Raw genomic sequence first — 22038 nt, 5'->3', positions numbered from 1 at the left:
TATTTTCGGCACATCCGAAGGGTATTACCCTTCGGATTCTAAGCGAAACAGTCTGGCTCAGCAATGCGGCAATTCAATCTGGCGAAGATTTACTCTGGATCGACTTGCGCAATCCAGTCGCCAAGGTTGTAGTAGTTGGTGATGCGGGCTACTTTGCCGTCACGAATTTCAAAAAATGCGCCGGCCGGCAGGCGATATTTTTGGCCGTTGGCTTCCGGCAGCCCTTCGTCGGTATTGAGGTATTCACCCAGTACTACAAATTCTGCTGCGGCACGGCTGCCGTCCTGGTTGCTGAGGACGACGATATCTTCCAACTGTTCGCGGTAATGGTGATTCATTTTTTGCATGAATGTGGTGAATGCGGCTTTGCCTACTTCTCGGCCACCCTGGTTGATATCATGGATCACGTCATCGGTGAGCAGGCTGAGAAAGGTGTCCATATCGCCGTTGTTAAACGCTTGATAATATTGTTGGATCAGTTGAGTGGCTTGTGGCATGGTGTTTTTTGGTAAAGTTAAGGTTCATGGTGCTTGAGAGCCGGTATTACATCGCTATGCCCCGGCCTTTATCGGGCCGGCTCTCAGGTTAAGGGCGCAGATTTTGCCAGATACCCGATTTTTTTTCAGCTTAAAATTCTACACCCTGTTCGGCTTTTATGCCGCCATCGAATGCATGTTTAATTTTCTGCATCTCGGTGACGGTGTCGGCTATGGCTATTAATTCCGGCGGGGCGCCGCGGCCGGTCATGACCAGATGTACCCAGGCCGGCTTTTCTTCGCGAATAAATTGGGCGATTTCGGCTCCGCTTAGCCATTGGTAATCACAGCAATAGTTTATTTCATCCAGTACCACCAGGTCGTAAGCGCCGGTGGCGATTTTTTGTTTGCAGAATGCCCAGATGTCCTGAGTGGTTTGGATGTCCTGGGCCGGATTTTTGGTATCCCAGGTAAATCCATCGCCTAAGGCATGCCATTCGATGTTGTCAAAGCGGCTGGCGGCTTTTTGTTCGCCGGTTTGCCATTGGCCTTTGATAAATTGGATGACCAGTACCTTCATGCCCCAGCCGGCGGCCCGGAATACCATGCCGAAGGCGCTGGATGATTTGCCTTTGCCGGTACCGGTGTGTACCAGTACTACGCCGTTACGTCTTTCTTTGCTTTTCATATTTGTTTAAATGGGAGTTTGTCGGAACAGCGGCAGCGACTCCAGTGATGCCGCTGTTACTTTTTTTCCAGTTTTTGCTTGGCGGCATCTATGGTGCTGGTGATGTTTTCGAAGTTTTGCCGGTATTCGTTTTGTTGGCGGTTGGCCGATTCGGCAATAATAGCATTATCGGTGTTGGCTTCTTTGACCAGACATTCGTAATAAATTCTGGCTTGTTGTTGCCATTCGTTGAGGGCTTTGACGCTTTGGTTATAGCTGGACACATCGTGTCCATCTATGCTTGGGGATTGGGGCTTGGTGCCGCAATTGGCCGGGGTCCAGTCTGTGCTGGTCAGGGTGCCGGCCTGGGCAAGCGGATAGGTGGATATCAACATCAGGTTGATGAGTAAAATTGTTGACTTCATGTTTAATCTCCCGCCAACACATGGCAGCAATGGGTTATGATCTGGACGGCTGGTCTGCCGTCAGTGACTGCGGACTATTTTACCTGAGCCGGCAGCATATTTTTAAACACTTGCCGACAGATTGGTATTTCCGGAACCCTAAACCTAAAGGATTAAAAAAGATGACCGATTTATTCACTCCACTTCAGCTTGGCAGCTTAACTATTGCCAATCGGATTCTGATGGCACCTTTGACGCGCACCCGTGCCGATGCCGGCCATGTGCCTAATGCTTTAATGGCTGAATATTACAGTCAGCGCGCCAGTGCCGGTCTGATTATTGCCGAAGCCACTATGGCGATAGCCGGTCATTCGGCGTTCTGGCATGAACCGGGTATTTATTCGACTGAACAGGTTGCCGGGTGGAAACTGACCACGGATGCTGTGCACGCTGCCGGCGGCAAAATATTTTTACAAATCTGGCATGGTGGCCGGGCTTGCCATCCTTTATTGAATGATGGCGCTCAGCCGGTAGCACCCAGCGCTATCGCCATTACTGGTGATGAGGTACATACTCCGCAGGGTAAGCAGCCTTATGTGCTGCCGCGTGAGCTGGATGATGCCGAGTTACCCGGTATTGTGGCGGGCTTTAAGCAGGCGGCCATTAATGCTGAGTTGGCCGGTTTTGATGGCGTGGAAGTTCATGGTGCTAATGGTTATCTACTGGATTCGTTTTTGCGCGATGGCGCCAATAAGCGTAGCGGCCCTTATGGCGGCAGCATTGAAAACCGGGCCAGGTTGTTACTGGAGGTGGTGGAGGCGGTTTCTGAGGTGTGGGGCAGTGACCGGGTGGGGCTGCGGATTTCGCCGCTGAACAGTTTTAACAGTATGATCGATAGCGATCCGCTGGCCTTGGTGAGCTGGCTGGCGGAAACGCTGAATGGCTATGATCTGGCCTATCTGCATGTGATGCGCGGCGATTTTTTTGGTATCCAGCACGGTGATGTGCTGACGCCGATTCGGGAGATTTATCGCGGCACGCTGATTGCAAATATGGGCTATTCTGCGGCGGAAGCCAATCAAGCCTTGGCACAAGGTGGCATTGACGCTGTGGCTTTTGGGGTGAGTTTTCTGGCTAATCCGGATTTGCCGTTGCGGTTTAAAACCGGGGCTGAGTTGAATGCGGCTAAGCCGGAGAGTTTTTATAGTCCGGGGCCGGTGGGTTATACGGATTATGGTTTTTTGAGTTAAAGCTGTGTTGAACTGACTGAAGTGTTTGAATCGCGCCGTTTAAGTTAAGGGGTACTTTGACGTTGAGTGCTTAGCAAGCATTTGCCGCGATTGATGCGCTTCTCTCCGTTCAGCACATCTTATACATGTCTGTATTTAAAGGCAATATTGGTAATATTTGGTTCAAGCTGTACAGGACATTGTTGAATCCCTCGATTCCACTTTGTTGCATTGAGGCTACGGGCCGCGATGACACCGATTATAGTAGCCCGCACGCGGAGTGTTTTCGCGAGAGCTAAACACCAAACAGCCTTTAAGCGTTGGTGGCTTGCCTGGCGGCGAAGCCACCCTACCTGGCTGGTTGGCTTAAGTTGAGGACATTTTGTAAGCAAAAAACCGGGTAATTACTCTGTGTAAGGTTGCTGATCTTTTTAAACAAGTACTTGGCTTCGAATGATGCGCTTCACTATCGTTCAGCACATCCTACTAACACCTGTGCTTTAAAGAGATACTTGGACGCTGAGTAGTCACAAAACCGGCAGCAACTATTAACGCAAACATAACCTTTTTCAAAAAAAAAACCGGTTGCTTGGTTTGAACCTGAGGTAATTTGGTAAACAAAAAGCGGTATCAATTCCGCGTAAACCTAGTCTTATTCTTTGCCGCGCCAGGTGTTGTAGAGTTTGAAGCCGAGGATCAGGGCGGCGAGGACGAAGGTGATGGCGTTGGCGATGATGATGGCTTTGTTGGATAGATAAATGCCGTAAATCAGCCAGAAAAATACGCCGGCGGCGAACATGCTGTACATGCCTAGGGATAAGGCATGGGTTTCGCGGGTTTTGATGGTTTTGACGGCCTGGGGCAGAAATGAGCCGGTGGTGAGGGTCGCAGCCAGATAGCCGATGATTTCGGGCGAGATATCCATAGTTTTTTTATTTTAAAAGTATTGGCGCAAATAATAGCCGGCGGCAAATAATAAGAGTTGCAGGAAGGCCAGCAACCAGAAATAGCCGACAAACATCATGACTTTGACTGGGGTGTCCTGGGCTTTGCCATGAGTGAGATACCAGCCGCCCAATGCGGCCAGTGTGACAATCAGCAAAATACCCTGGATGGCTAACGGCATGTTAATCAGCGTGGCGGCGGTGCGAGCACTTCGCGGGTGCCGTTGGTTTCTGCCGGGCTGACTACGCCGGCGTTTTCCATATCTTCGATGATACGGGCGGCGCGGTTATAGCCGATTTTAAAGCGGCGCTGGACGCTGGAAATTGAGGCTTTGCGGGATTCGGTGACGAATTGCACGGCTTCATCGTACAGGGTGTCGGTTTCGGCGCCATCGCTGTCCGGGCCAAGCACATCACCGGTATCGGTACGTTCCTGGGTTATTTCGTCCAGATAGTTGGTTGGGCCGGTTTTCTTGAGAAATTCGACGACTTGATGGACTTCGTGGTCGTCGACAAAAGCGCCGTGGGCGCGAATGGGGATGCTGGTGCCGGACGGTAAAAACAGCATATCGCCGTTGCCCAGCAGGGTTTCCGCTCCGCCCTGGTCGATAATGGTTCTGGAGTCTATGCGTGAGGATACCTGAAAGGAGATACGGGTGGGTACGTTGGCTTTGATCAGGCCGGTGAGCACATCTACCGAAGGTCTTTGGGTGGCCAGCACTAAATGGATACCGGCGGCTCTGGCTTTCTGGGCCAGCCGGGCAATCAGTTCTTCGACTTTTTTACCCACCACCATCATCATATCGGCCAGTTCGTCGATGACGATGACGATGCTGGGCAAGGTGCTCAGGGTTGGATAATCAGCCGGGGCGATTGGGGTTTCGGCGCGGAACAGCGGATCGCGCACCGGTTTGCCGGCGGCATCGGCTTCTTTGATCACCTGATTGAAACCGGCTATATTGCGTACCCCCAACTTGGACATTAATTTATAACGGCGTTCCATTTCCGCTACCGCCCAGCGCAAGGCGTTTTGGGCATCTTTCATATCGGTAACTACTGGCGTCAGCAGATGGGGGATACCTTCGTAAACTGAGAGTTCCAGCATTTTTGGGTCTATCATGATCAACCGCACGTCTTCGGGCCGGGCTTTATACAGCAGGCTGAGGATCATGGTGTTGATGGCGACCGATTTTCCGGAGCCGGTGGTGCCGGCTACCAGGGCGTGCGGCATTTTGCCCAGATCGGCGACTACCGGATGTCCGGAGATGTCTTTACCCATGGCGATGCTGAGTTTGGATTTGGCATGCTCAAATTCATCGGAGACCAGTAAATCCCGCAAGGACACCATTTCCCGTTCCTGATTGGGAATTTCCAGGCCGATAACGGATTTGCCTTCGATGATTTCGACTATGCGTACGCTGGTGACCGACAGGCCGCGCGCCAGATCTTTGGACAGGCTGCTGATGCGGCTGACTTTTACCCCGGCGGCCAGACGCAGTTCGAAACGGGTAATCACCGGGCCGGGATGCACGGCTTCCACTTCGGCGGAAATGCCGTAGTCGAGCAATACGTCTTCTACCTGACGGGAGATGGCATCCAGTTCCACGGTGGAATAGCGTTTGACTTTTATTTCGCGCTGTTCCAGTAAGGATAGGGGCGGCAAGGCATTGAGATACTCGCTGGGGGTAAAATCTTCAGCCGCTTTGGCCGGTTTGCGGGGGAGTTGGGCTTTGAGTGGCGTTTCTGGCGCAACTGCTTTGACGGCAGCGGGCAAGCGGGTTTTTTTGGGTTTGTCGGGGCTACCGGCTACCGGCGCGGCAGCCCGCTTTTTGCGGTTGTCGGGTGTCTGGTTTGGTTCGCCGGTATAACGGCTATCGGCGGTATTACGCTCGGGTTCCAATAGCCCGAACATGCCCAGCAGGCCTTTGCCTATGCCGTTCATCAAGCCTAACCAGGACAGGCCGGTAAGCAGGGTGATACCGATCATGAACACGGCCAGTATCAACAGATTGGAGCCGGAATTACCCAGCATTTTTGCCAGCAGTTCGCCGACTTCACGGCCTATGATGCCGCCCGGCGTGTCCGGTAAATCGATTTTGTTGCGCAGGAAATACAGATGCAGAAAGAAGATGGCCGAACCGGAAATGATGGTAAAAATAAAGCCGCTCAGACATTGTAATAACCGACCGGCCCGATTTTGCGGTTTGGCCGGATTGTAAATAATCAAGCCCAAACAGAAGATCATGATCGGTATCAGATAGGCGGTAAGCCCCAAAAAGCTGAGCAGAAAATCAGCCAGCCAGGCGCCGAACAGGCCGCAGGCATTATGCAGGCTGTCATAAGTTGGGCTGTGACTCCAGCCTGGATCATGTGAACTGAAGGTCACCAGAGCAAGTACAAAAAACAAGGCTCCGCTGACGGCCATTAGCATTATGATTTCGCGCAAACCTCGCGCCGCTTTTTCTTCAATAACAGCAACCATGGCTATCGGCTCATACTAAAAATAAAACATTGGAAAAACTGGATTATAGATGATAAAGCCGACAAATCACATTAGCCTGGCGAAATTTAGGCGCCTGGCTATCGCGATGCCCCGGCGGTGATTGAGCCGGGCTGAGTTTTGCCCCGGCAGTTTTATCAAGCCGGATAACACCGTATAATTTGCCCAGCTACGGCTTAATACCAAAAAGATGGGACCGGTACTTGTATAGTGCCGACAATGCCACCATTATGCCGGAGAGAATTGATGATTTTGTAATTACTCAGGGTAAGTTTGCTGATGCTTTTTTCAACAAGTAGTTAGCTGCGAATGATGCGCTGCACTGTGTTTAGTTCATTCTACCACTACCTTGAAGGCATACTTGAACACTGAGTAGTTACATCATTTTGTCTTATTTAGCCAAGTGCTGTTACCCTCGTCAGTTTATCTGATAGATCAGCCAACCCGTCTGGAGACACCCAAGCCATGTCCGTCACAAAACATAGCAAGCTTTTGATTTTAGGTTCCGGCCCAGCCGGCTATACTGCAGCGGTGTATGCTGCGCGGGCAAATCTTAATCCGGTGATGATTACCGGGATGCAGCAAGGCGGGCAACTGACCACGACCACTGAAGTTGATAATTGGCCGGGGGATGTTGAAGGGGTGCAGGGGCCGGAACTGATGGAAAGAATGCGTCTGCATGCCGAACGCTTTGCCACTGAGATTATTTTTGATCATATCCATACTGCGGATTTGGCCAACAAGCCTTTTACCTTGACCGGCGACAGCGGGGTTTATACTTGCGATGCCTTGATTATTGCTACCGGTGCCTCGGCCAAATACCTGGGCTTGCCTTCTGAAGAGGATTTTAAAGGCCGTGGGGTATCTGCCTGTGCTACCTGTGACGGGTTTTTCTACCGGAATAAACCGGTGGCGGTGATCGGCGGCGGTAATACCGCGGTTGAGGAAGCGCTGTATCTGGCCAATATTGCTTCGGAAGTGATCGTGGTGCATAGACGCGATAAATTCCGTTCGGAAAAGATTTTATCGGACAAGCTGATTGAAAAATCCAAGACCGGTAATGTGCGGATTGAGTGGAATCACGAGCTGGATGAAGTGCTGGGTGATGCTGGGGGTGTGACTGGTTTGCGTATCAAGAGCACTCAGGACGGCTCGACTCAGGAACTGGATGTGCATGGGGTGTTTATTGCGATTGGTCATACGCCTAATACCGACATTTTTGCCGGCCAGCTGGCGATGCAGCATGGTTATATTGTGGTGCATAGCGGTATACACGGCAATGCGACGGCCACCAGTATCCCAGGCGTGTTTGCCGCAGGGGATGTGATGGATTCGCATTACAAGCAGGCGATTACTTCGGCTGGTGCCGGTTGCATGGCGGCGCTGGATGCCGAGAAATATCTTGATGAGTTAAGTGTGTAGCCGATAGTGCCAGCCCGGCCGGGGCTGGCACTATCGGGTTTTGCCGGCGCTGCCGCCTGAACTGGGCGGCAATCCGGTACTCATCCCAGTCAGGCTGGACTTATTTATGCAAATCAAGGCCCTTGATCCTTTAAGCCCACATCAGGCATTCCCTAACCCTGCCCTGGCCCTGGCTGAACCCAATGGCTTGCTGGCTTACGGGGGCTGTTTGTCGGCCCCCCGCTTGGTTAATGCTTACCGGCAAGGGATTTTCCCTTGGTACAATCCGGGAGAGCCGATTTTATGGTGGTCTCCCAATCCGCGTTTAGTGCTGTTTCCCGATAAACTCAAGGTCTCGCGCAGTTTACAAAAAACCCTGCGTAAACAGCTTTTTGATATTTATTTTGACCGGGATTTTCCGCAAGTGATTCGGGCTTGCGCGGCTCCTCGCCGGGAACAGGCCGGCACCTGGATTATTCCGGAGATGATACAGGCCTTTGAAAATCTGCATAAGCTGGGCTTGGCGCATAGTGTGGAAGCCTGGCAGGATGGGCAATTGGTTGGCGGTTTGTATGGGGTGGCGATCGGTCAGGTGTTTTTTGGCGAGTCGATGTTTCACCGGGAAACCGATGCCTCGAAAGTGGTGTTTGTTAATCTGGTTAAACAGCTGAGTGCCTGGGGTTATCAATTAATCGATTGTCAGGTAAGCAGCGCTCATTTGCTGAGTTTGGGCGCTGAAGAAATTCCACGAGCCCATTTTCAAAATCTGCTGCAGCGCTTGTGCGCTATGAAGCCAGTCAATATGGCCTGGCAGCCGTGACTTCCATCCCTTTATATTTAAGCGCTGAGGCGGCGTGCAGTTATCTGGAGGGGCAAACCAGCCGGGTGATTATGCCGGGCGACGACTTTGCGCTGGACAGCGACATTTATTCCCACCTGATCAATCAGGGGTTTAGACGCAGCGGTAATCAGGTATATAAGCCTTATTGCCAGAGCTGTTGCGCCTGCATACCTACTCGGCTGCCGGTGCGGCAATTTCAGGCGAATCGTCAACAAAAGCGCTGTTTGCAGCGCAATGCTGCGACGCGGACGGTGATCAGGCCGGCTGCGTTTGATATCCGCCATTTTGAGCTTTATCATCGTTACTTGGCCGCCCGGCATCAGCCCGACAGCCCGAATGAATCGAGTCCGGAAACTTTTATGGCGTTTTTTGATAGTGATTGGTGCGATACCTGGTTTGTGGAGTTTTATATTGGCGGCAGACTGGCGGCTGTTGCGGTGGTGGACGCGCTGGATCAGGGCTTATCTGCCGTGTATACGTTTTTTGATCCGGAGTTTGCCGATTACAGCCCTGGGGTTTATGCGGTGCTGTGGCAAATTGAAACCGCTAGAGAGTTGCAACTGGATTATGTTTATCTGGGGTTTTGGCTTAAGGAGTGCCGGAAGATGAGTTATAAAAACCAGTACCAGCCGCTATATGGCCTGATAGCTGAGAACTGGCAAGCCATAGACCGGTAAGGGTTTATTTGCCGCGTTTCCATCTGCCGGCTACATAGGCTAGCGCTTCCTGAATATTGAGCTCTCGGGTACCGCCGCCGCTGCGGGTAAAAAACCGGGGGGTGCCGCCCTGCTCTAAAAATACCGGCCGGCTGGCGGGTGAGACAATGACCCGGCATACTTCTTTATGATCGATGACATGGAACAGGATATGCAGAAACGGGCTTAAATCTGCCCCCAAGCCGTTGGATACTACCGTCATGATCAATTGTTCAAAGCCATCCTGATTGGGTTTTTTCAAGGTTTGATAATCTTTTTCCAAACCTAAAATTTCACCGTTGTCGGCCACACCTATCAAGAGTACACCACCGACGTGGCTGTTTAAAAACCCGGCCAGGGTTTTGAGTATTACGGCCTCCAGGCTACGGTTGGTGCGGACTTCTGAGTAATCCCAGCGTAAGGAAGATTTGAATTCCAGATGAGGCCCCTCCCCTTGGCGAATAATGGAGGGTAAATCTTTGTCGAGTTCAGCTTTGAGATGATCAATTTGTTGCAATTGTTTGTGTGCTATGCGGTATAAAAATAAAAATACTACGCCGAGCATGGCACCTATTTCACCGTAGAACATCAGCAGCATTTTGTTATCGGGTGCGGTCTTGCCGTTAAAAGCACCTACCACTTGGTTGAATACATAGGTAATGGATGACAAGGGATCGGCAGACTGTTCGCGGGCGTAGATATAATCATAACTGGGGGCTAACAGTAGTATACCGATCAAGCCGCCGATAACGGCAGCTGCAACATAGAGTTTGAGTTGTTGCCGCCAAATCTGCAGCATCAGTAATAAAAGTCGTTTCATGCTTGGCTGGGTATCCTTCAGTTTGCGGCTTTCGAGTCTATCGGTTGGTGCCGGGCGGTCAGCCCGCAGCCATGAATTGGTCTGAACGGCTAAATAGTGTAATATCTTTGCGACTATTTTTCATATACTCACGATGTCAAAATCTCCTGCTAAGTCCAGCTATTGGCTGCCTGATGACGAATGGCAAAAGGTGCAGAAATGTCTGCCCATCACCTGTGTCGATATTCTGGCTTTTCGAAAAACCGCTACCGATATCGGTGAAATTGGCTTGATCAAGCGCAACACGCCTCATCAGGGCCGAAAGTGGTGCCTGATAGGCGGGCGTTTGCAATACAATGAAACGTTAATGGCGGCGGTGCAGCGCGAGCTGCTTGAAACGCTGGGCGAGCAGTGCGGGTATAGTTTAACCGGAAACGGTCAGCCGCTGTGGGTTGCCCAATATTTTCCGACCTTGGACTGGGATGAATATCTGGATCCGAGGCAGCATGCCATTAGCTTGATTTATGCGGTGGAATTATCCGGCCAGCTGATTCCGAGTGGTGAAGCGTTTGAATTTGACTGGTTTGCGGTTAAGGATATTGAACAGCATCAAGAAATTGGTTTTGGTCAAAATCGTTTAATCCTTGATTGCGTGGCAGCACTGCGGAAAATTATTTAGGGTGCTGTAGCGACTTGGTCGGACTGTTTGACAAATGCGCCAGTAACATTTTAGGCCAAATCGCCCTGCCCATTTAGTCGGTTTTGGGCCTTTTTTTGGTAATGCGCACCTAGTTTTAAAAAATTTTCAATTGATTTGATGATATTTAAAACGATTTAAATATCAATATATTAAAAAATGGCTTGTGGTTTTTCTGCATTTTTTACGCCGAAGACCGTCATTTTGAGCAAATAGGTTCTTGATACTGGCCGCATGGCATATTATAATTGTCCGAATGAGTCGTATTAGCCGCTTGCTAGTTTGCTTAGCTCAGTGATAGGGGTTTTTCACTAGGGCCGAAGCGTAAAAAACCAGTTTGCGAGCCGTGTTTGACAAAAAGCCTTAACCGCTAGGGCGACCAAAGGGATGCAACGTTTTGTCACCTATTTGTTATCCGTTGATCTGCATTTATTAACCAACGCATTTGAAATATGCGTTATAGGGTTGTGCTTTGTGCTGATTAATGAGCATAATAGACCGGGATTTGTGATTAGACCCGCATTTGGTAGACAAACACACAAGGGCAGAAGCTGAATTAAAGCAGTTTGATCTTCCCTTTTTACAAAAAAAAGAATAGAATTCCAGTTCTGTTTGTGCAGAACCTAGGGCTTTAAAAAAGAAGGGAGATGGTATGCTTATCTTGACTCGTAGAGTAGGGGAAACTCTGATGATTGGTGACGAAGTAACCGTTACTGTTCTCGGAGTAAAAGGGAATCAGGTTCGAATAGGTGTTAACGCTCCGAAGGATGTTTCTGTTCACAGAGAAGAGATATACGAGCGGATTAAGAAAGAACAATCAGAAGCCAATAATTCAGGCATTTGATTTTAGATTTTGGAGAGATGGCCGAGAGGCCGAAGGCGCTCCCCTGCTAAGGGAGTATGGGTCATAAGCCCATCGAGGGTTCGAATCCCTCTCTCTCCGCCACTTACAAAATAGAAAATTTATTTTGACATAGTAAGAAAAAAATAGCATAATAGACGGCTAAATAAGCGCCCGTAGCTCAGCTGGATAGAGTACTCGGCTACGAACCGAGCGGTCGGGAGTTCGAATCTCTCCGGGCGCGCCATTATAGAAAAAAATTATTCCCCTGTAGCTCAGTCGGTAGAGCGGGTGACTGTTAATCACTAGGTCGGCGGTTCGAGCCCGTCCGGGGGAGCCAAAATTTTGAAGGGCTTACAGCAATGTAAGCCCTTTTTTTTGCCTCATGGGCTAGCGGCGGGGCAGCTCATGATAAATAACCATAAACTTTAGAGAAGGTCTATTTTCACATTTATTAGTTTTTATAAACTTCCTGCCGATGGACGATCTTGACAACTTGTATCAACAATATTTGGTCAAAAATAGAATACACCCCCGATAATCATTGATCCGAATCCTGTAGCTGTTCATAGAGCCAACCAGCTTTTTGCACCCTACTGGCCGTGGGTTATCAACCAGTCTTAAAATTTCACTTAAAATCTTTGCCGCCGTTTCCTTTGGCAGATTTGCCAGTTCCTTCTTGGCCTTGCTTTTAATTCCAATCAGGTACTGTGTCATAAACCCAATTCTAGGGCAACCTGTTCAATTGACTCACTTGGATCGTCTTTTCTCTCAGCTATGGCCGCCAAGTCTTCCAGATCTTCCAACAATTCTTCATAGTCGGCAATGGGTAAAATCACTGCTGTTTTGTTACCGATGGAATCAGTAATATATTGTGGTTTTGCGTTCATAAAAAATTACTCCCCGCTTGCGGGCAAGAACACCAGGTTGCTTTATCCGGCATTGTATGCTAGTAGATGTAATCTGCAATCTTAAAAATGGCTTGGCGCATGGTGTTGGCTTCAGTATTGATGTGCCAGGCAATCACATCGCCATCAATTTGGTGATTAGCCACTGTTTTCAGCAATGAGAAGGGTATCATGGCCGCTTCGCCTATGGTCAGGAACGTCCGTTTCAGGTCGTGACTACTGAAAGTAATCCCGGCCAACAACCTGGGCAATTGGTTTTCGTGCTATGTTCATTACCCGGTCTTTTGACTCCCCCGGAAACACGAACCTGCTGCCTCCGGTTATTGTTTGCAGATGCTTTAAATAGGGCCTGAGCGGGGCAATGTAGGTAGTGAAGCCGGCGTGGTTCTTGGTATCCCGCGCAGCTAGGCTATTCTTCTTGAAATCAATTAATCACTAAGTCGGCGGTTCAAGCCGGTCCGGGGGAGCCAAAATTTTGAAGGGCTTACATTTTTATGTGGGGCTTTTTTTGCCTGATGTTTCGGCGAGACAATATAGTCATCATTAGAATTACGTACTTACCAATAATCACCCCCAAAAATAGGCAACCTGTAGATGGCTTAATTCATAATGTTGACACCTATACCTTTTACCGAAAATCCATAATCATTCCGGGCAATCCCGCCGGCCTCTCTTTTCATCAATGATAGCCATACCAGGGGAAGCTGTCCGAGCCGGAGTAATTACCGCCGCCTCGCCCGCACCCAGCTCTGTAACCAATAAAGGGGCTGGAATAGGTGATTGACGTATATATTGAGACTAATGATTGCTTAAGTTTCTTCCTGATACATCACGTCCGGCATTCGGAACCATGTAAACAAACTAGTGCTTGACCAACATTACTTTGCCGGCAACACCAGAGGATGTGCCGACTCTGAAGGCCCGTCGTGCACGATTGATGCTCATCACTACGTTCAGCACATCCAACGCGGTTTCCGTCAAAATAAGATTGGCCGACTAGTAGTAACTTCATAATTTTCTATGCACACATCGCCGTTGAGCTTAGTCTCGCAGATATCTTCAGGCACGGCTCAGAGTAGTAACCAAGCTGCCGATTGTGATATAAAGCTGACCAAATCAATAATCCTATGTTTTAAAAAATCCTTGAGATAAACAGACTGTAAATCCGTTCAATACCATTAATTTTTATTATTCAGCATAAGTTTTGGATGATCCTTTTTAAACAAGTAGTTCGCTTCGAATAATGCGCTGCACTACGTTTAGCACATCATACAACCACCTGTTTTTTAAAGAGATAATGAACACAGAATAGTTGCGATCCAATAGGGTCTTAATTTATTGCATTCGATACAATTGAATAGTTTGTGGATTTGCCTGACAAGAAGACAGCTCGATGGTATCCATTTATAGTGAAGTGCTTGCACTGATCAATAAACCAGCCGTATGTTTTTGGGGATTTAGATTAGTATTTCAGATAACAAGCAGCAAACCAAGCACTTAAGCTTATCGTCTGCCGTTTTCATGTTGGGCTTATAACCCCGCACAGCACGCCAGCAAAGACACGAAATTCACGGCTTTGGGCATTGAACACACTCGCCAGACACGCTGTGCTTGAATAGATTAAAGTGTTTTACAAGCGGGAGCGTTTACATTCAGTCTACGGCTATGTGTCGCGCTTAGATCACCAATTACAGCAAAAAGTTGCTTAAATTTGTGTCTGGAAAAGTGTTGACACATCAGACATTTGAATTGGTTGTAGCGGCCAAGTTGTTTTAAAATCCTGGGATGTCATTGGTATTTATGTCTGATTATAGTAATATAAATTGCGTTTCACGGATCAAACGGTTGAAAAAAACCAACACTCATTACTGACAGAGCCTATCTATAAACAATACTCACCTCGTCATATCAACCACAATAGGAAGCTATATATGAACAGAAATGATATGCCTGCCGGCATGGTTTGTTTAGGCAATCCATGTGTGCCATTTAAGCAACGTGAATTATTAAAATGAAAGTACTGTTACTTTCGCCATTTTTCTTTCCCGAACAAATTTCCACCGGGAAATACAACACTTATTTAGCAGAAGCACTGGTAGCGGCCGGGCACGATGTCACCGTATTTGCATCTCATCCCATTTATCCTAACTGGGTTGCCGAGATTAGCAATGCCACTTTGCCTGGGGTTAACATAATACGCGGTGGTGGTTGGATTAACTACCCGCGTTCTGCCATGTTGCGCCGGGCAATTTTAGAAATATGGTATGCAGGGTTTGCATTGACTAATTATTTCAAGCTTCAGTCGCGGCCAGATATCGTGATTCCTATATTCCCACCTAGCTTATTTTTTATGCTGCTCGATTGGTTGATGCCTCGTAGCGTTTGCCGAGTGGGGATTGTGCATGATCTACAAGGGGTTTACGCCACCAGAATGAGTGGCCGTATCAGTCGGCTCATTAATGGTGCAATTCACTATGTTGAAAAAAAATGTTTCAGCGCGTGTAGTCGGTTGATATTTTCTTCAGCATCTATGGCAAACCGAGCGATTATTGAGTATCAGCTAAATACGGAGATTTGTACTGTTTGCTATCCGTTTGTAGCCATCCAGAGCGCAGTGCAAGACGGTGTCGCGCTGGCAAATGTACTTTTGCCTGATACCTTCAATGTTGTTTATTCCGGTGCCTTGGGCGAGAAGCAAAATCCTGATAGTTTGTTTGCATTTATGAATGAAATTGCAGGTGCGCAGTCTAATGTAACTTGCCATATTTTTTCTGCCGGCCCACTATTTGAGCGTTTGCGCCTTGATAACCAAGGCTCAGCAAAGTGTAAAGTGCAATTTCACGACTTGGTTCCCGCTGAACATTTGACTGAGCTTTATGCTCGCTCTGATGTGCAAATTATTCCACAGGCCTTTGATACATCTGAAGGATCGCTGCCATCTAAGTTACCTAATTTGTTGGCCGCCGGCGTGCCTGTTTTTGCCATCTGCGAACCAGGGAGCGAGTTGGGCATTCTTGTAACAGAAGCTAGTGCCGGCGAGGTTGCCTACACCTGGGATGTCGCCGAGTTGGCTGGTCTTTTTGAATCTTACAGACCTACACTAGTTGCAGAATCTAAGAGTGATCGACGCATTCGATTACAGGCGTTTGTTAAATCGAAATTCAGTATTGATAGTTTAATTGAAAACGTACTGGTTGCGACCAGGAATAAACCAAAAGGTGATAATTGATGTCAAGCAAGTGCGTGATATTTGGCGGTACAGGTTTTATCGGTAGCCACTTTGCGGAATACCTGATTCTCAACGGGTTGGTTGATGAAGTCTATCTGGCCGACATACGGCCTATCCGGCCTTTTTTTTCGTTTGATCAAAACAAAATTCATTACGTTGAGCTTGATGTTCGCAAGCCGATTGATGCGCAGGCATTACCTAGCGATGTAACATTGGTGGCTAACTTTGCTGCAGTGCATCGTGAGCCAGGACATGAGGATTTTGAGTATTACGAAACCAACCTGCATGGTGCTGAAAACGTTTGCGCATGGGCGGAAAAAGTTGGTTGTAAGCAAATCGTTTTTACCAGCAGTATTGCGCCTTACGGCCCTTCGGAATTGACGAAAGATGAGTCCTCAGTACCAGTGCCGGTCAGTGCCTATGGTGGTTCGAAACTAGCCGCTGAAAAGATTCATTTGTGCTGGCAAAACGGTGATTCAGAAAACCGCCGTCTGGTTATTGTCCGACCCGGTGTGGTGTTTGGGCCTGGTGAGGGCGGTAATGTTTCGCGTTTGGTTAAAGCGGTTCTGCATCGCTATTTCATTTACATGGGAAACAGAGATACAAGGAAGGCAGGCGTTTACGTCAAAGAATTGTGTAATGCAATCTGGTGGGTTCTGCAACGACAAGGTACGACGGGAGAGCGGGTTATTCTGTTTAATATGACGATGAATCCTGGGCCATCAATTCAAGATTATGTCGAAACAGTTTGCAAAGTTGCCGGTATAGAGCGCTGGGTGCCGTCCTTGCCTTACTTTTCGTTGTTGGCGACCGCTTATGTGATTGATGCGTTTGCTAAGCCGCTGGGGATTACTCATCCGTTTAGCACAGTTCGTATCAAGAAACTGGTTAATTCTAATATCATCTATCCAGGCTATCTGGTTAACAACAGTTATCCCTATCTGTACACTTTAGAAACGGCTTTTGCTGATTGGAAGCAAAGTTATCCGGAAGAGTGGAGTTAGTTTTTAAAAATCCAATATTATTGGTACAGCTTAGCTCCAGGCTCCGGCGACAGAACCGCGATATTATTGCTGGTTTCTTTTAAACAAGCACTTAGCTTAGAATGAAGGGCTGTACTAGGTTTAGCACATCCTACATTTGAAGCTAAGTTTGTGTTGGGTGTTTTCGTGATAGCAAAACGTTAAACACCCTGCGAAGTTTTGGTGGATTGCCTAGCGGCGAATCCACCCTACTCACTACCCCCTCAAAACCGTGTACCGATGATCCGATCGGTAGCTTAAAACAATTGACGATTGCCGGAGTTGATTGACCTTTCTAATCTACTCTAGATAAAAATAACCGTTTACGAAGCCATGCCTTGGGATGCACCTTGGTTTACCTTATTGGTTGATGTCGAGTTTTATTGAAGAAATGTTCATAGCCTAAACCAAACAACCGTTTGATCACGGCCGTCCCTCGATTCCACTGCGTTTCATCAAGGCTGCGGGTTGCACTGTATCCATCCCCCTACCATATCAATCTTTGCCGGGCCTAGCCAAAAATGTGCGGTTTTTTGGCTTTGCGGTGCGTTGGGGCTATTTAATGTCGTTTATAATTGTGCGCTGAATCAGCTGCATTTGGAGTTTGAAATGATTGAGTTAAAAAAGAGTACGGATTTTGCCGGTCCGGAAGGTCCTGTGGTATTGGTAATTATGGATGGGGTCGGAATTGGTCGGAATCCGGAAAGCGATTTTGTGAAGCAGGCCGAGACTCCTAATTTGAACTGGCTGCACGATAATGCTTTGTATACGGAATTGCGGGCGCATGGCGTTGCGGTTGGTCTGCCGGATGATGGGGATATGGGCAATTCCGAGGTGGGGCATAATGCCATCGGCTGCGGCCGGGTTTTTGAGCAAGGGGCGGCTTTGGTCGGCAAGGCTATTGCTTCTGGGGCCATGTATGCTGCCGGTTCGGTTTGGCAACAATTGGTTGCCAATGTGATTGCCAAATCTTCAACCTTGCATTTTATCGGCCTGTTCTCAGACGGCAATGTGCACTCTAACCTGAATCATTTGGAATCGATGTTACGCACCGCCAAACAACAAGGTGTGAAAAAAGCGCGGATTCATGCCTTGATTGATGGCCGCGATGTGCCACCGACATCGGCACTTGAGTATGTTGAGCGCTTTGATGCCTTCCTGAATGAAATTAATGCGGACGGCAGTGTGGATTATTGCGTGGCTTCTGGCGGCGGACGTATGAATATTACCATGGACCGTTATAACGCCGATTGGGATATGGTGAAGCGCGGTTGGGCGACTCATGTTAAAGCTGAGGGCCGGACTTTTACTTCTATGCAGGAAGCTGTGGAAACCTTCCGGACTGAAAATCCCGGCATTTTGGATCAGGATCTGCCACCGTTTGTGATTGTACGTGACGGTAAACCGGCCGGGCCGATTGTGGATGGCGACAGCGTTATTTTCTTTAATTTCCGCGGCGACCGGGCCTTGGAAATTACTAAAGCTTTTGAAGCGGATGAATTGACCGAGTTTGATCGCGGTACTAAACCGGATGTGCTGTATGCCGGTATGATGCAATATGACGGCGACCTTGATGTGCCGAAACTTTATCTGGTCACGCCGCCGGCGATTGACCGCACCATGAGCGAATATCTATCCAGCGCGGGTGTCACGCAACTGGCTATTTCGGAAACACAGAAGTTTGGTCATATGACTTATTTCTTCAACGGCAATAATTCCGGTAAGTTTGCAACGGAAACCTGGCAGGAAATTGCATCGGATAATTGCCCGTTTGAGGATGCCCCGCGTATGAAAGCCGACGAAATTACCGATGTTGTGGTGCAGGCCATTGAGAGCGGCGCTTATAAGTTTATCCGCCTTAACTTCCCCAATGGCGATATGGTGGGACATACTGGTGTGGTGAGCGCCGTAAAATTGGCGGTTGAAGCGGTTGATGAAAATCTGGGCAAAATTATAGCTGCACTAAAAAAGACCAATGGTATTTTGGTTTGCTCGGCCGATCATGGCAATGCCGATGATATGTATGAATTGGATAAGAAGACTGGTGGGTTGGTGCTGGATAAGCAGGGCCATTATAAATCCAAGACGGCGCATTCTTTGAATCCGGTGCCGGCGATTGTTTATGATCCATCTGGGGCAGCTAAGGCGCACTTGGTTGATGTGCCGAAGGCGGGCATTGCCAGTCTGGCGGCGACCTGTCTGACGCTGTTGGGCTATGAGCCGCCGGCAGATTATGCCGCGAGTTTGGTGAAAGTGGGGTAAATAGCAGAAATCCGGTTTTTGTCTAGCGGATTTAACTTAATCATGGACAAACAAAAAAAGCCTCACATGAAAATGTGGGGCTTTTATATGGTTATGTTGGGGGTTAATGGTTGATTTTGGTTGAGGCGGTACAGGACATGGGTGAATCCCATTGACCTTGCTTTGATTAAGGCTGCGCTGCGAATTCCTCGATTCCACTGCGTTACATCGAGGCTACGGGTCGCGATGACACAGGCTATAGTAACCCGCTGCTGGATTAACGCAAATATAGCTTTTTTTATTGGGAGTTTGGGACTGACCCGCTATAGCCAATAGGTATATCAGTTAAATAAATCTGTCATGTTAATTTGCTAGCATGGGTAACTAGTGGTTGACTAACATTACTTTGACGGCAGCGCATCCTACCCCGTATCCGCCAAAATATGATTGGTCGATTACTAGGATGCGTAATTACCCCCATTAGTTTTGTATTACTCTCTTTGCTTTAAAAATCAAAGTGCTTTGCTTAAATTGCTAATCAATCTGCATTGCTATGCAAACCAAAAAAATCTCAGCCAAACAAGCCGAACGGATTCAACAAGCTTTGATGTTGCATTATGCTGGACGATTTTCGGAAGCTGAAGCGCAATATCGCAATTTGTTAAAACTTTTTCCACAGCATCCGCAATTATTGGCGGGAATGGGTACGCTGGCGCTGCAGCAGGAGAATTATGCCGAAGCGGAAAAATTTTTAAGCAGATCCCTTGCCGTGATGAAACGCCAACCCAATGTGCATTGCAATCTGGGTACCGCATTAGTCAAACTAAACAAATTCGATGCTGCTTTAAGGAATTTTGATCAGGCTATCGCCTTGGACCCCGGCTCTGCGTTAGCCTATAACAATCGGGGTAGTATCTTACATCAGTTACAAAATTTTCAGGCTGCTCTGGGCAACTTTGATGACGCTATTGCTATAGACTCTAATTATGCTGAGGCCTATTATAATCGCGGTTTGGTTCTGGAGGATATGGGCCGGTTTTCTGAAGCGCTGGGCAATTTCCAAAATGCCATCAGTCTGAAACCGGATTACGCCAAGGCTTATTTTAACTTGGGTAATGTGTTAATTAATTTGGATAGAATAGCTGACGCTGTCACTAGTTATGGCTTGGCGCTGAATTATAAACCTGATTATCTGGAAGCCTTTGTGAATCGGGGCAATCTGCTGAAGGATTTGAAACGATTTCCTGAGGCTATTGAGCATTTGCAACAGGCGCTGGCTCTGGATCCCGAATCCGCGATGATTCATTATAATCTGGGCTTGGCTTACTACGATTCATATCAATACGATAAGGCCTTGGGGTATTATGAAACAGCTATAAGCCTGGCGCCTGATCTTGTTGAGGCTTATAACAATTTGGGCCGGGTTCTGCAGCAGTTAAATCAATATCAGGCTGCTTTTGATAATTATGAAACAGCTCTGGCAATTGATCCTCAGGACATCATTGCCATCAATAATCTGGGTACTCTTTACAAAGACATGCAGAAACTTGCTGAAGCTGAAGCCAGTTATCAGCATGCCATTGAGTTAAAACCGGATGATCCGGATGCTTACTGGAATATATCTTTAGTCAAATTGTTAAGCGGTGATTATCTGGAAGGCTGGCGTTTATATGAATGGCGCTGGCAAACTGAGTATAAAAAAGACATTAGCCGTTTCCAGCAACCGGTTTGGCTAGGTGAAGAGAATATCAACGGCAAAACCTTGCTGGTTTACCCGGAACAGGGCTATGGTGACTTTATTCAATTTTGCCGTTATGTGGCGCTTTTACAAGATGCCGGGGCACGGGTTGTGCTTGGTTGCCCCAAACCGCTGTTAAGTTTGCTGACCACAGTTAAAGGCCCGGTTACTCTGATCGAAAAGGGTCAGCAGTTGCCGGATTTTGATCTGCAATGTCCCATCATGAGTTTGCCGCTGGCTTTTCAGACTAGGTTGGAAAACATTCCGACGGCTATCCCCTATCTGTATGCCGATGCTGATAAACAGCAGGGCTGGCAACAGCAGCTTGGCAATGATAAGCGTATTAAAATTGGTTTGGTCTGGTCAGGATCGACTACGCACAAAAACGATTTTAACCGCAGTATCCCGGTGGAACTGCTGGCGCCTTTACTGGCAATGCCTGTTGAATTCCATTGTCTGCAAAAGGAGGTTCGGCCTGAGGATGTTGCAAAAATAGCCGCACTTAGCCAAATGCAGCTTCATCAGGAATCGCTGGAGGACTTTTCCGATACCGCCGCGCTGATTTCAGTGATGGATTTAGTGATAAGCGTTGATACTTCGGTGGCTCACTTGACTGGGGCATTGGGCAAACCGGTGTGGATACTTTTACAATATGCGCCGGATTACAGGTGGCTGCTGCACAAAAACGACAGCCCCTGGTATCCGACAGCAACCTTATTCCGCCAGACTTCACCTGGTGACTGGTCTGAGGTGATCATGGCTCTGATAGCCAGATTATCATCGCCAAACCAGATAACGGAGTTCAAGCCGGCATTACTGCCTCAATCTTCGGACTCTGGCTCTACTACTTTCGGCGGCTGAGCTTCGGCTTTTTCCTGTTTGTTTTCTTTGGCCAGTACGTTCATGACAAAGAATAAGCCACCGACCAGGGTGAACAACATAACCACTTCAAGTACCATTCTCATAATTTACACCACTTGTTGGTTGCAGCGATTGGGTAAGGGTGGCTAACGATGACGAAATCCACCTCTAAATCCCCAGCCGCCAAATCCAAATACCGGCACAGGGACAATTGGGGCCGCTCCGTAGCCGTAACCACCATAGCCATAACCACCATATGGCGCCACACCTGGCGGCGGCATACCGTATGGATATGCCGGTGCAGCGTATGGCGGATATGGCGGTGCGTAGGCTACACACCCGCTCAGAAAAGTTAGGCCGATAATGACGGCAATTGTTTTGATCTTTGTTTTCATGGCTAGTTTGACCAGAAAGCCGGGCTATCAGTTCAATCCAACTCGGCTTATTGTCTATATTATCTGCACATGTCAGGTTAGTGGTTGCCCAACATGACTTTGAGGGAAGCACTAGAGGATGTGCATCACTGCGTTCAGCGCAACCCAACG

The 22038-nt window shown here is 48.2% G+C and carries 21 protein-coding genes and 3 tRNA genes; 13 read left to right on the top strand and 11 right to left on the bottom strand.

The window, feature by feature from the left end; all coding sequences use genetic code 11:
* Window positions 1-89: 89 nt before the first annotated feature.
* The 3 genes from KEF85_RS04145 to KEF85_RS04135 all read right to left on the bottom strand — a co-directional run bounded on the left by KEF85_RS04145 (window position 90) and on the right by KEF85_RS04135 (window position 1568).
* On the bottom strand, window positions 90-497 hold the full coding sequence (locus KEF85_RS04145) for a ketosteroid isomerase-related protein (RefSeq protein ID WP_215583458.1): 408 nt from the start codon (window positions 495-497) through the stop codon (window positions 90-92).
* 130 nt (window positions 498-627) lie between these two features.
* A complete protein-coding gene (gene cobO / locus KEF85_RS04140) occupies window positions 628-1164 on the bottom strand; it encodes a cob(I)yrinic acid a,c-diamide adenosyltransferase (RefSeq protein ID WP_215583457.1) in 537 nt (178 codons plus the stop codon).
* A 56-nt stretch (window positions 1165-1220) separates the two neighbouring features.
* The gene (locus KEF85_RS04135) at window positions 1221-1568 is read right to left on the bottom strand and encodes a hypothetical protein (protein WP_215583456.1); all 348 of its coding nucleotides are present in this window, start codon (window positions 1566-1568) and stop codon (window positions 1221-1223) included.
* Between the two features lie 161 nt (window positions 1569-1729).
* On the opposite strand from KEF85_RS04135, the gene KEF85_RS04130 reads away from it, so the two are divergent.
* Entirely contained in the window at window positions 1730-2797 is a 1068-nt protein-coding gene (locus KEF85_RS04130; protein WP_215583455.1) for an alkene reductase, read from the top strand.
* A gap of 631 nt (window positions 2798-3428) precedes the next feature.
* Here the strand turns inward: KEF85_RS04130 and KEF85_RS04125 are convergent.
* The 3 genes from KEF85_RS04125 to KEF85_RS04115 are packed head-to-tail and all read right to left on the bottom strand — an operon-like array spanning window position 3429 to window position 6202.
* Window positions 3429-3701 (bottom strand): SemiSWEET family sugar transporter, encoded by a 273-nt coding sequence (locus KEF85_RS04125; protein WP_215583454.1) that lies wholly within the window; start codon window positions 3699-3701, stop codon window positions 3429-3431.
* Window positions 3702-3713: 12 nt separating this feature from the next.
* Window positions 3714-3902, bottom strand: a complete 189-nt coding sequence (locus tag KEF85_RS04120) for a hypothetical protein (RefSeq protein WP_215583453.1) — start codon at window positions 3900-3902, stop codon at window positions 3714-3716.
* Window positions 3903-3907: 5 nt separating this feature from the next.
* Complete coding sequence (locus tag KEF85_RS04115; protein WP_215583452.1) at window positions 3908-6202, bottom strand: DNA translocase FtsK; 2295 nt, start codon at window positions 6200-6202, stop codon at window positions 3908-3910.
* A gap of 483 nt (window positions 6203-6685) precedes the next feature.
* Between KEF85_RS04115 and trxB the strand changes: the two genes are divergently transcribed.
* The 3 genes from trxB (at window position 6686) to KEF85_RS04100 (ending at window position 9139) form a co-directional block, all read left to right on the top strand.
* Entirely contained in the window at window positions 6686-7642 is a 957-nt protein-coding gene (trxB, locus tag KEF85_RS04110) for a thioredoxin-disulfide reductase (protein WP_215583451.1), read from the top strand.
* A 106-nt stretch (window positions 7643-7748) separates the two neighbouring features.
* A complete protein-coding gene (aat, locus tag KEF85_RS04105; protein ID WP_215583450.1) occupies window positions 7749-8441 on the top strand; it encodes a leucyl/phenylalanyl-tRNA--protein transferase in 693 nt (230 codons plus the stop codon).
* On the top strand, window positions 8402-9139 hold the full coding sequence (locus KEF85_RS04100; RefSeq protein ID WP_246535034.1) for an arginyltransferase: 738 nt from the start codon (window positions 8402-8404) through the stop codon (window positions 9137-9139). The genes aat and KEF85_RS04100 overlap by 40 nt, the downstream gene beginning before the upstream one ends.
* 4 nt (window positions 9140-9143) lie before the next feature.
* Here the strand turns inward: KEF85_RS04100 and KEF85_RS04095 are convergent, their stop codons facing one another.
* Window positions 9144-9977 (bottom strand): AlbA family DNA-binding domain-containing protein, encoded by an 834-nt coding sequence (locus tag KEF85_RS04095; protein ID WP_215583449.1) that lies wholly within the window; start codon window positions 9975-9977, stop codon window positions 9144-9146.
* 133 nt (window positions 9978-10110) lie between these two features.
* Here KEF85_RS04095 and KEF85_RS04090 point away from each other — a divergent pair, with 133 nt between their 5' ends.
* The 5 genes from KEF85_RS04090 to KEF85_RS04070 all read left to right on the top strand — a co-directional run bounded on the left by KEF85_RS04090 (window position 10111) and on the right by KEF85_RS04070 (window position 11834).
* Window positions 10111-10635 carry a DUF4916 domain-containing protein gene (locus KEF85_RS04090; RefSeq protein WP_215583448.1) on the top strand — a complete coding sequence of 175 codons (525 nt, stop codon included), beginning with the start codon at window positions 10111-10113 and terminating at the stop codon, window positions 10633-10635.
* A 670-nt stretch (window positions 10636-11305) separates the two neighbouring features.
* Window positions 11306-11497, top strand: a complete 192-nt coding sequence (gene csrA / locus KEF85_RS04085) for a carbon storage regulator CsrA (protein ID WP_215583447.1) — start codon at window positions 11306-11308, stop codon at window positions 11495-11497.
* An 11-nt stretch (window positions 11498-11508) separates the two neighbouring features.
* Window positions 11509-11599, top strand: a tRNA-Ser gene (locus KEF85_RS04080).
* Between the two features lie 65 nt (window positions 11600-11664).
* Window positions 11665-11741: transfer RNA gene (locus KEF85_RS04075), tRNA-Arg, on the top strand.
* A gap of 17 nt (window positions 11742-11758) precedes the next feature.
* Window positions 11759-11834: transfer RNA gene (locus KEF85_RS04070), tRNA-Asn, on the top strand.
* A 373-nt stretch (window positions 11835-12207) separates the two neighbouring features.
* On the opposite strand, the gene KEF85_RS04065 is transcribed toward KEF85_RS04070, so the two are convergent.
* Window positions 12208-12384: a hypothetical protein gene (locus KEF85_RS04065; RefSeq protein WP_215583446.1), complete on the bottom strand. Its 177-nt coding sequence runs from the start codon at window positions 12382-12384 to the stop codon at window positions 12208-12210.
* A gap of 59 nt (window positions 12385-12443) precedes the next feature.
* The gene (locus KEF85_RS04060; RefSeq protein WP_215583445.1) at window positions 12444-12653 is read right to left on the bottom strand and encodes a hypothetical protein; all 210 of its coding nucleotides are present in this window, start codon (window positions 12651-12653) and stop codon (window positions 12444-12446) included.
* A gap of 1760 nt (window positions 12654-14413) precedes the next feature.
* On the opposite strand from KEF85_RS04060, the gene KEF85_RS04055 reads away from it, so the two are divergent.
* The 4 genes from KEF85_RS04055 (at window position 14414) to KEF85_RS04040 (ending at window position 21493) form a co-directional block, all read left to right on the top strand.
* Window positions 14414-15631, top strand: a complete 1218-nt coding sequence (locus KEF85_RS04055) for a glycosyltransferase family 4 protein (RefSeq protein ID WP_215583444.1) — start codon at window positions 14414-14416, stop codon at window positions 15629-15631.
* Entirely contained in the window at window positions 15631-16635 is a 1005-nt protein-coding gene (locus KEF85_RS04050; protein WP_215583443.1) for an NAD-dependent epimerase/dehydratase family protein, read from the top strand. The genes KEF85_RS04055 and KEF85_RS04050 overlap by 1 nt, the downstream gene beginning before the upstream one ends.
* 627 nt (window positions 16636-17262) lie before the next feature.
* Complete coding sequence (gene gpmI / locus KEF85_RS04045) at window positions 17263-18915, top strand: 2,3-bisphosphoglycerate-independent phosphoglycerate mutase (RefSeq protein ID WP_215583442.1); 1653 nt, start codon at window positions 17263-17265, stop codon at window positions 18913-18915.
* A gap of 532 nt (window positions 18916-19447) precedes the next feature.
* Complete coding sequence (locus KEF85_RS04040; protein WP_215583441.1) at window positions 19448-21493, top strand: tetratricopeptide repeat protein; 2046 nt, start codon at window positions 19448-19450, stop codon at window positions 21491-21493.
* On the opposite strand, the gene KEF85_RS04035 is transcribed toward KEF85_RS04040, so the two are convergent.
* On the bottom strand, window positions 21454-21597 hold the full coding sequence (locus KEF85_RS04035; RefSeq protein WP_215583440.1) for a hypothetical protein: 144 nt from the start codon (window positions 21595-21597) through the stop codon (window positions 21454-21456). The genes KEF85_RS04040 and KEF85_RS04035 overlap by 40 nt on opposite strands.
* A 42-nt stretch (window positions 21598-21639) precedes the next feature.
* Window positions 21640-21888 carry a hypothetical protein gene (locus KEF85_RS04030; protein ID WP_215583439.1) on the bottom strand — a complete coding sequence of 83 codons (249 nt, stop codon included), beginning with the start codon at window positions 21886-21888 and terminating at the stop codon, window positions 21640-21642.
* Window positions 21889-22038 lie beyond the last annotated feature (150 nt).

It is taken from the genome of Methylomonas paludis, assembly GCF_018734325.1.
GTDB classification, from domain to species: Bacteria; Pseudomonadota; Gammaproteobacteria; order Methylococcales; family Methylomonadaceae; genus Methylomonas; species Methylomonas paludis.
Note: the sequence above shows the minus strand (reverse complement) of the source record. Positions and strands in the feature narration are given on the sequence as shown.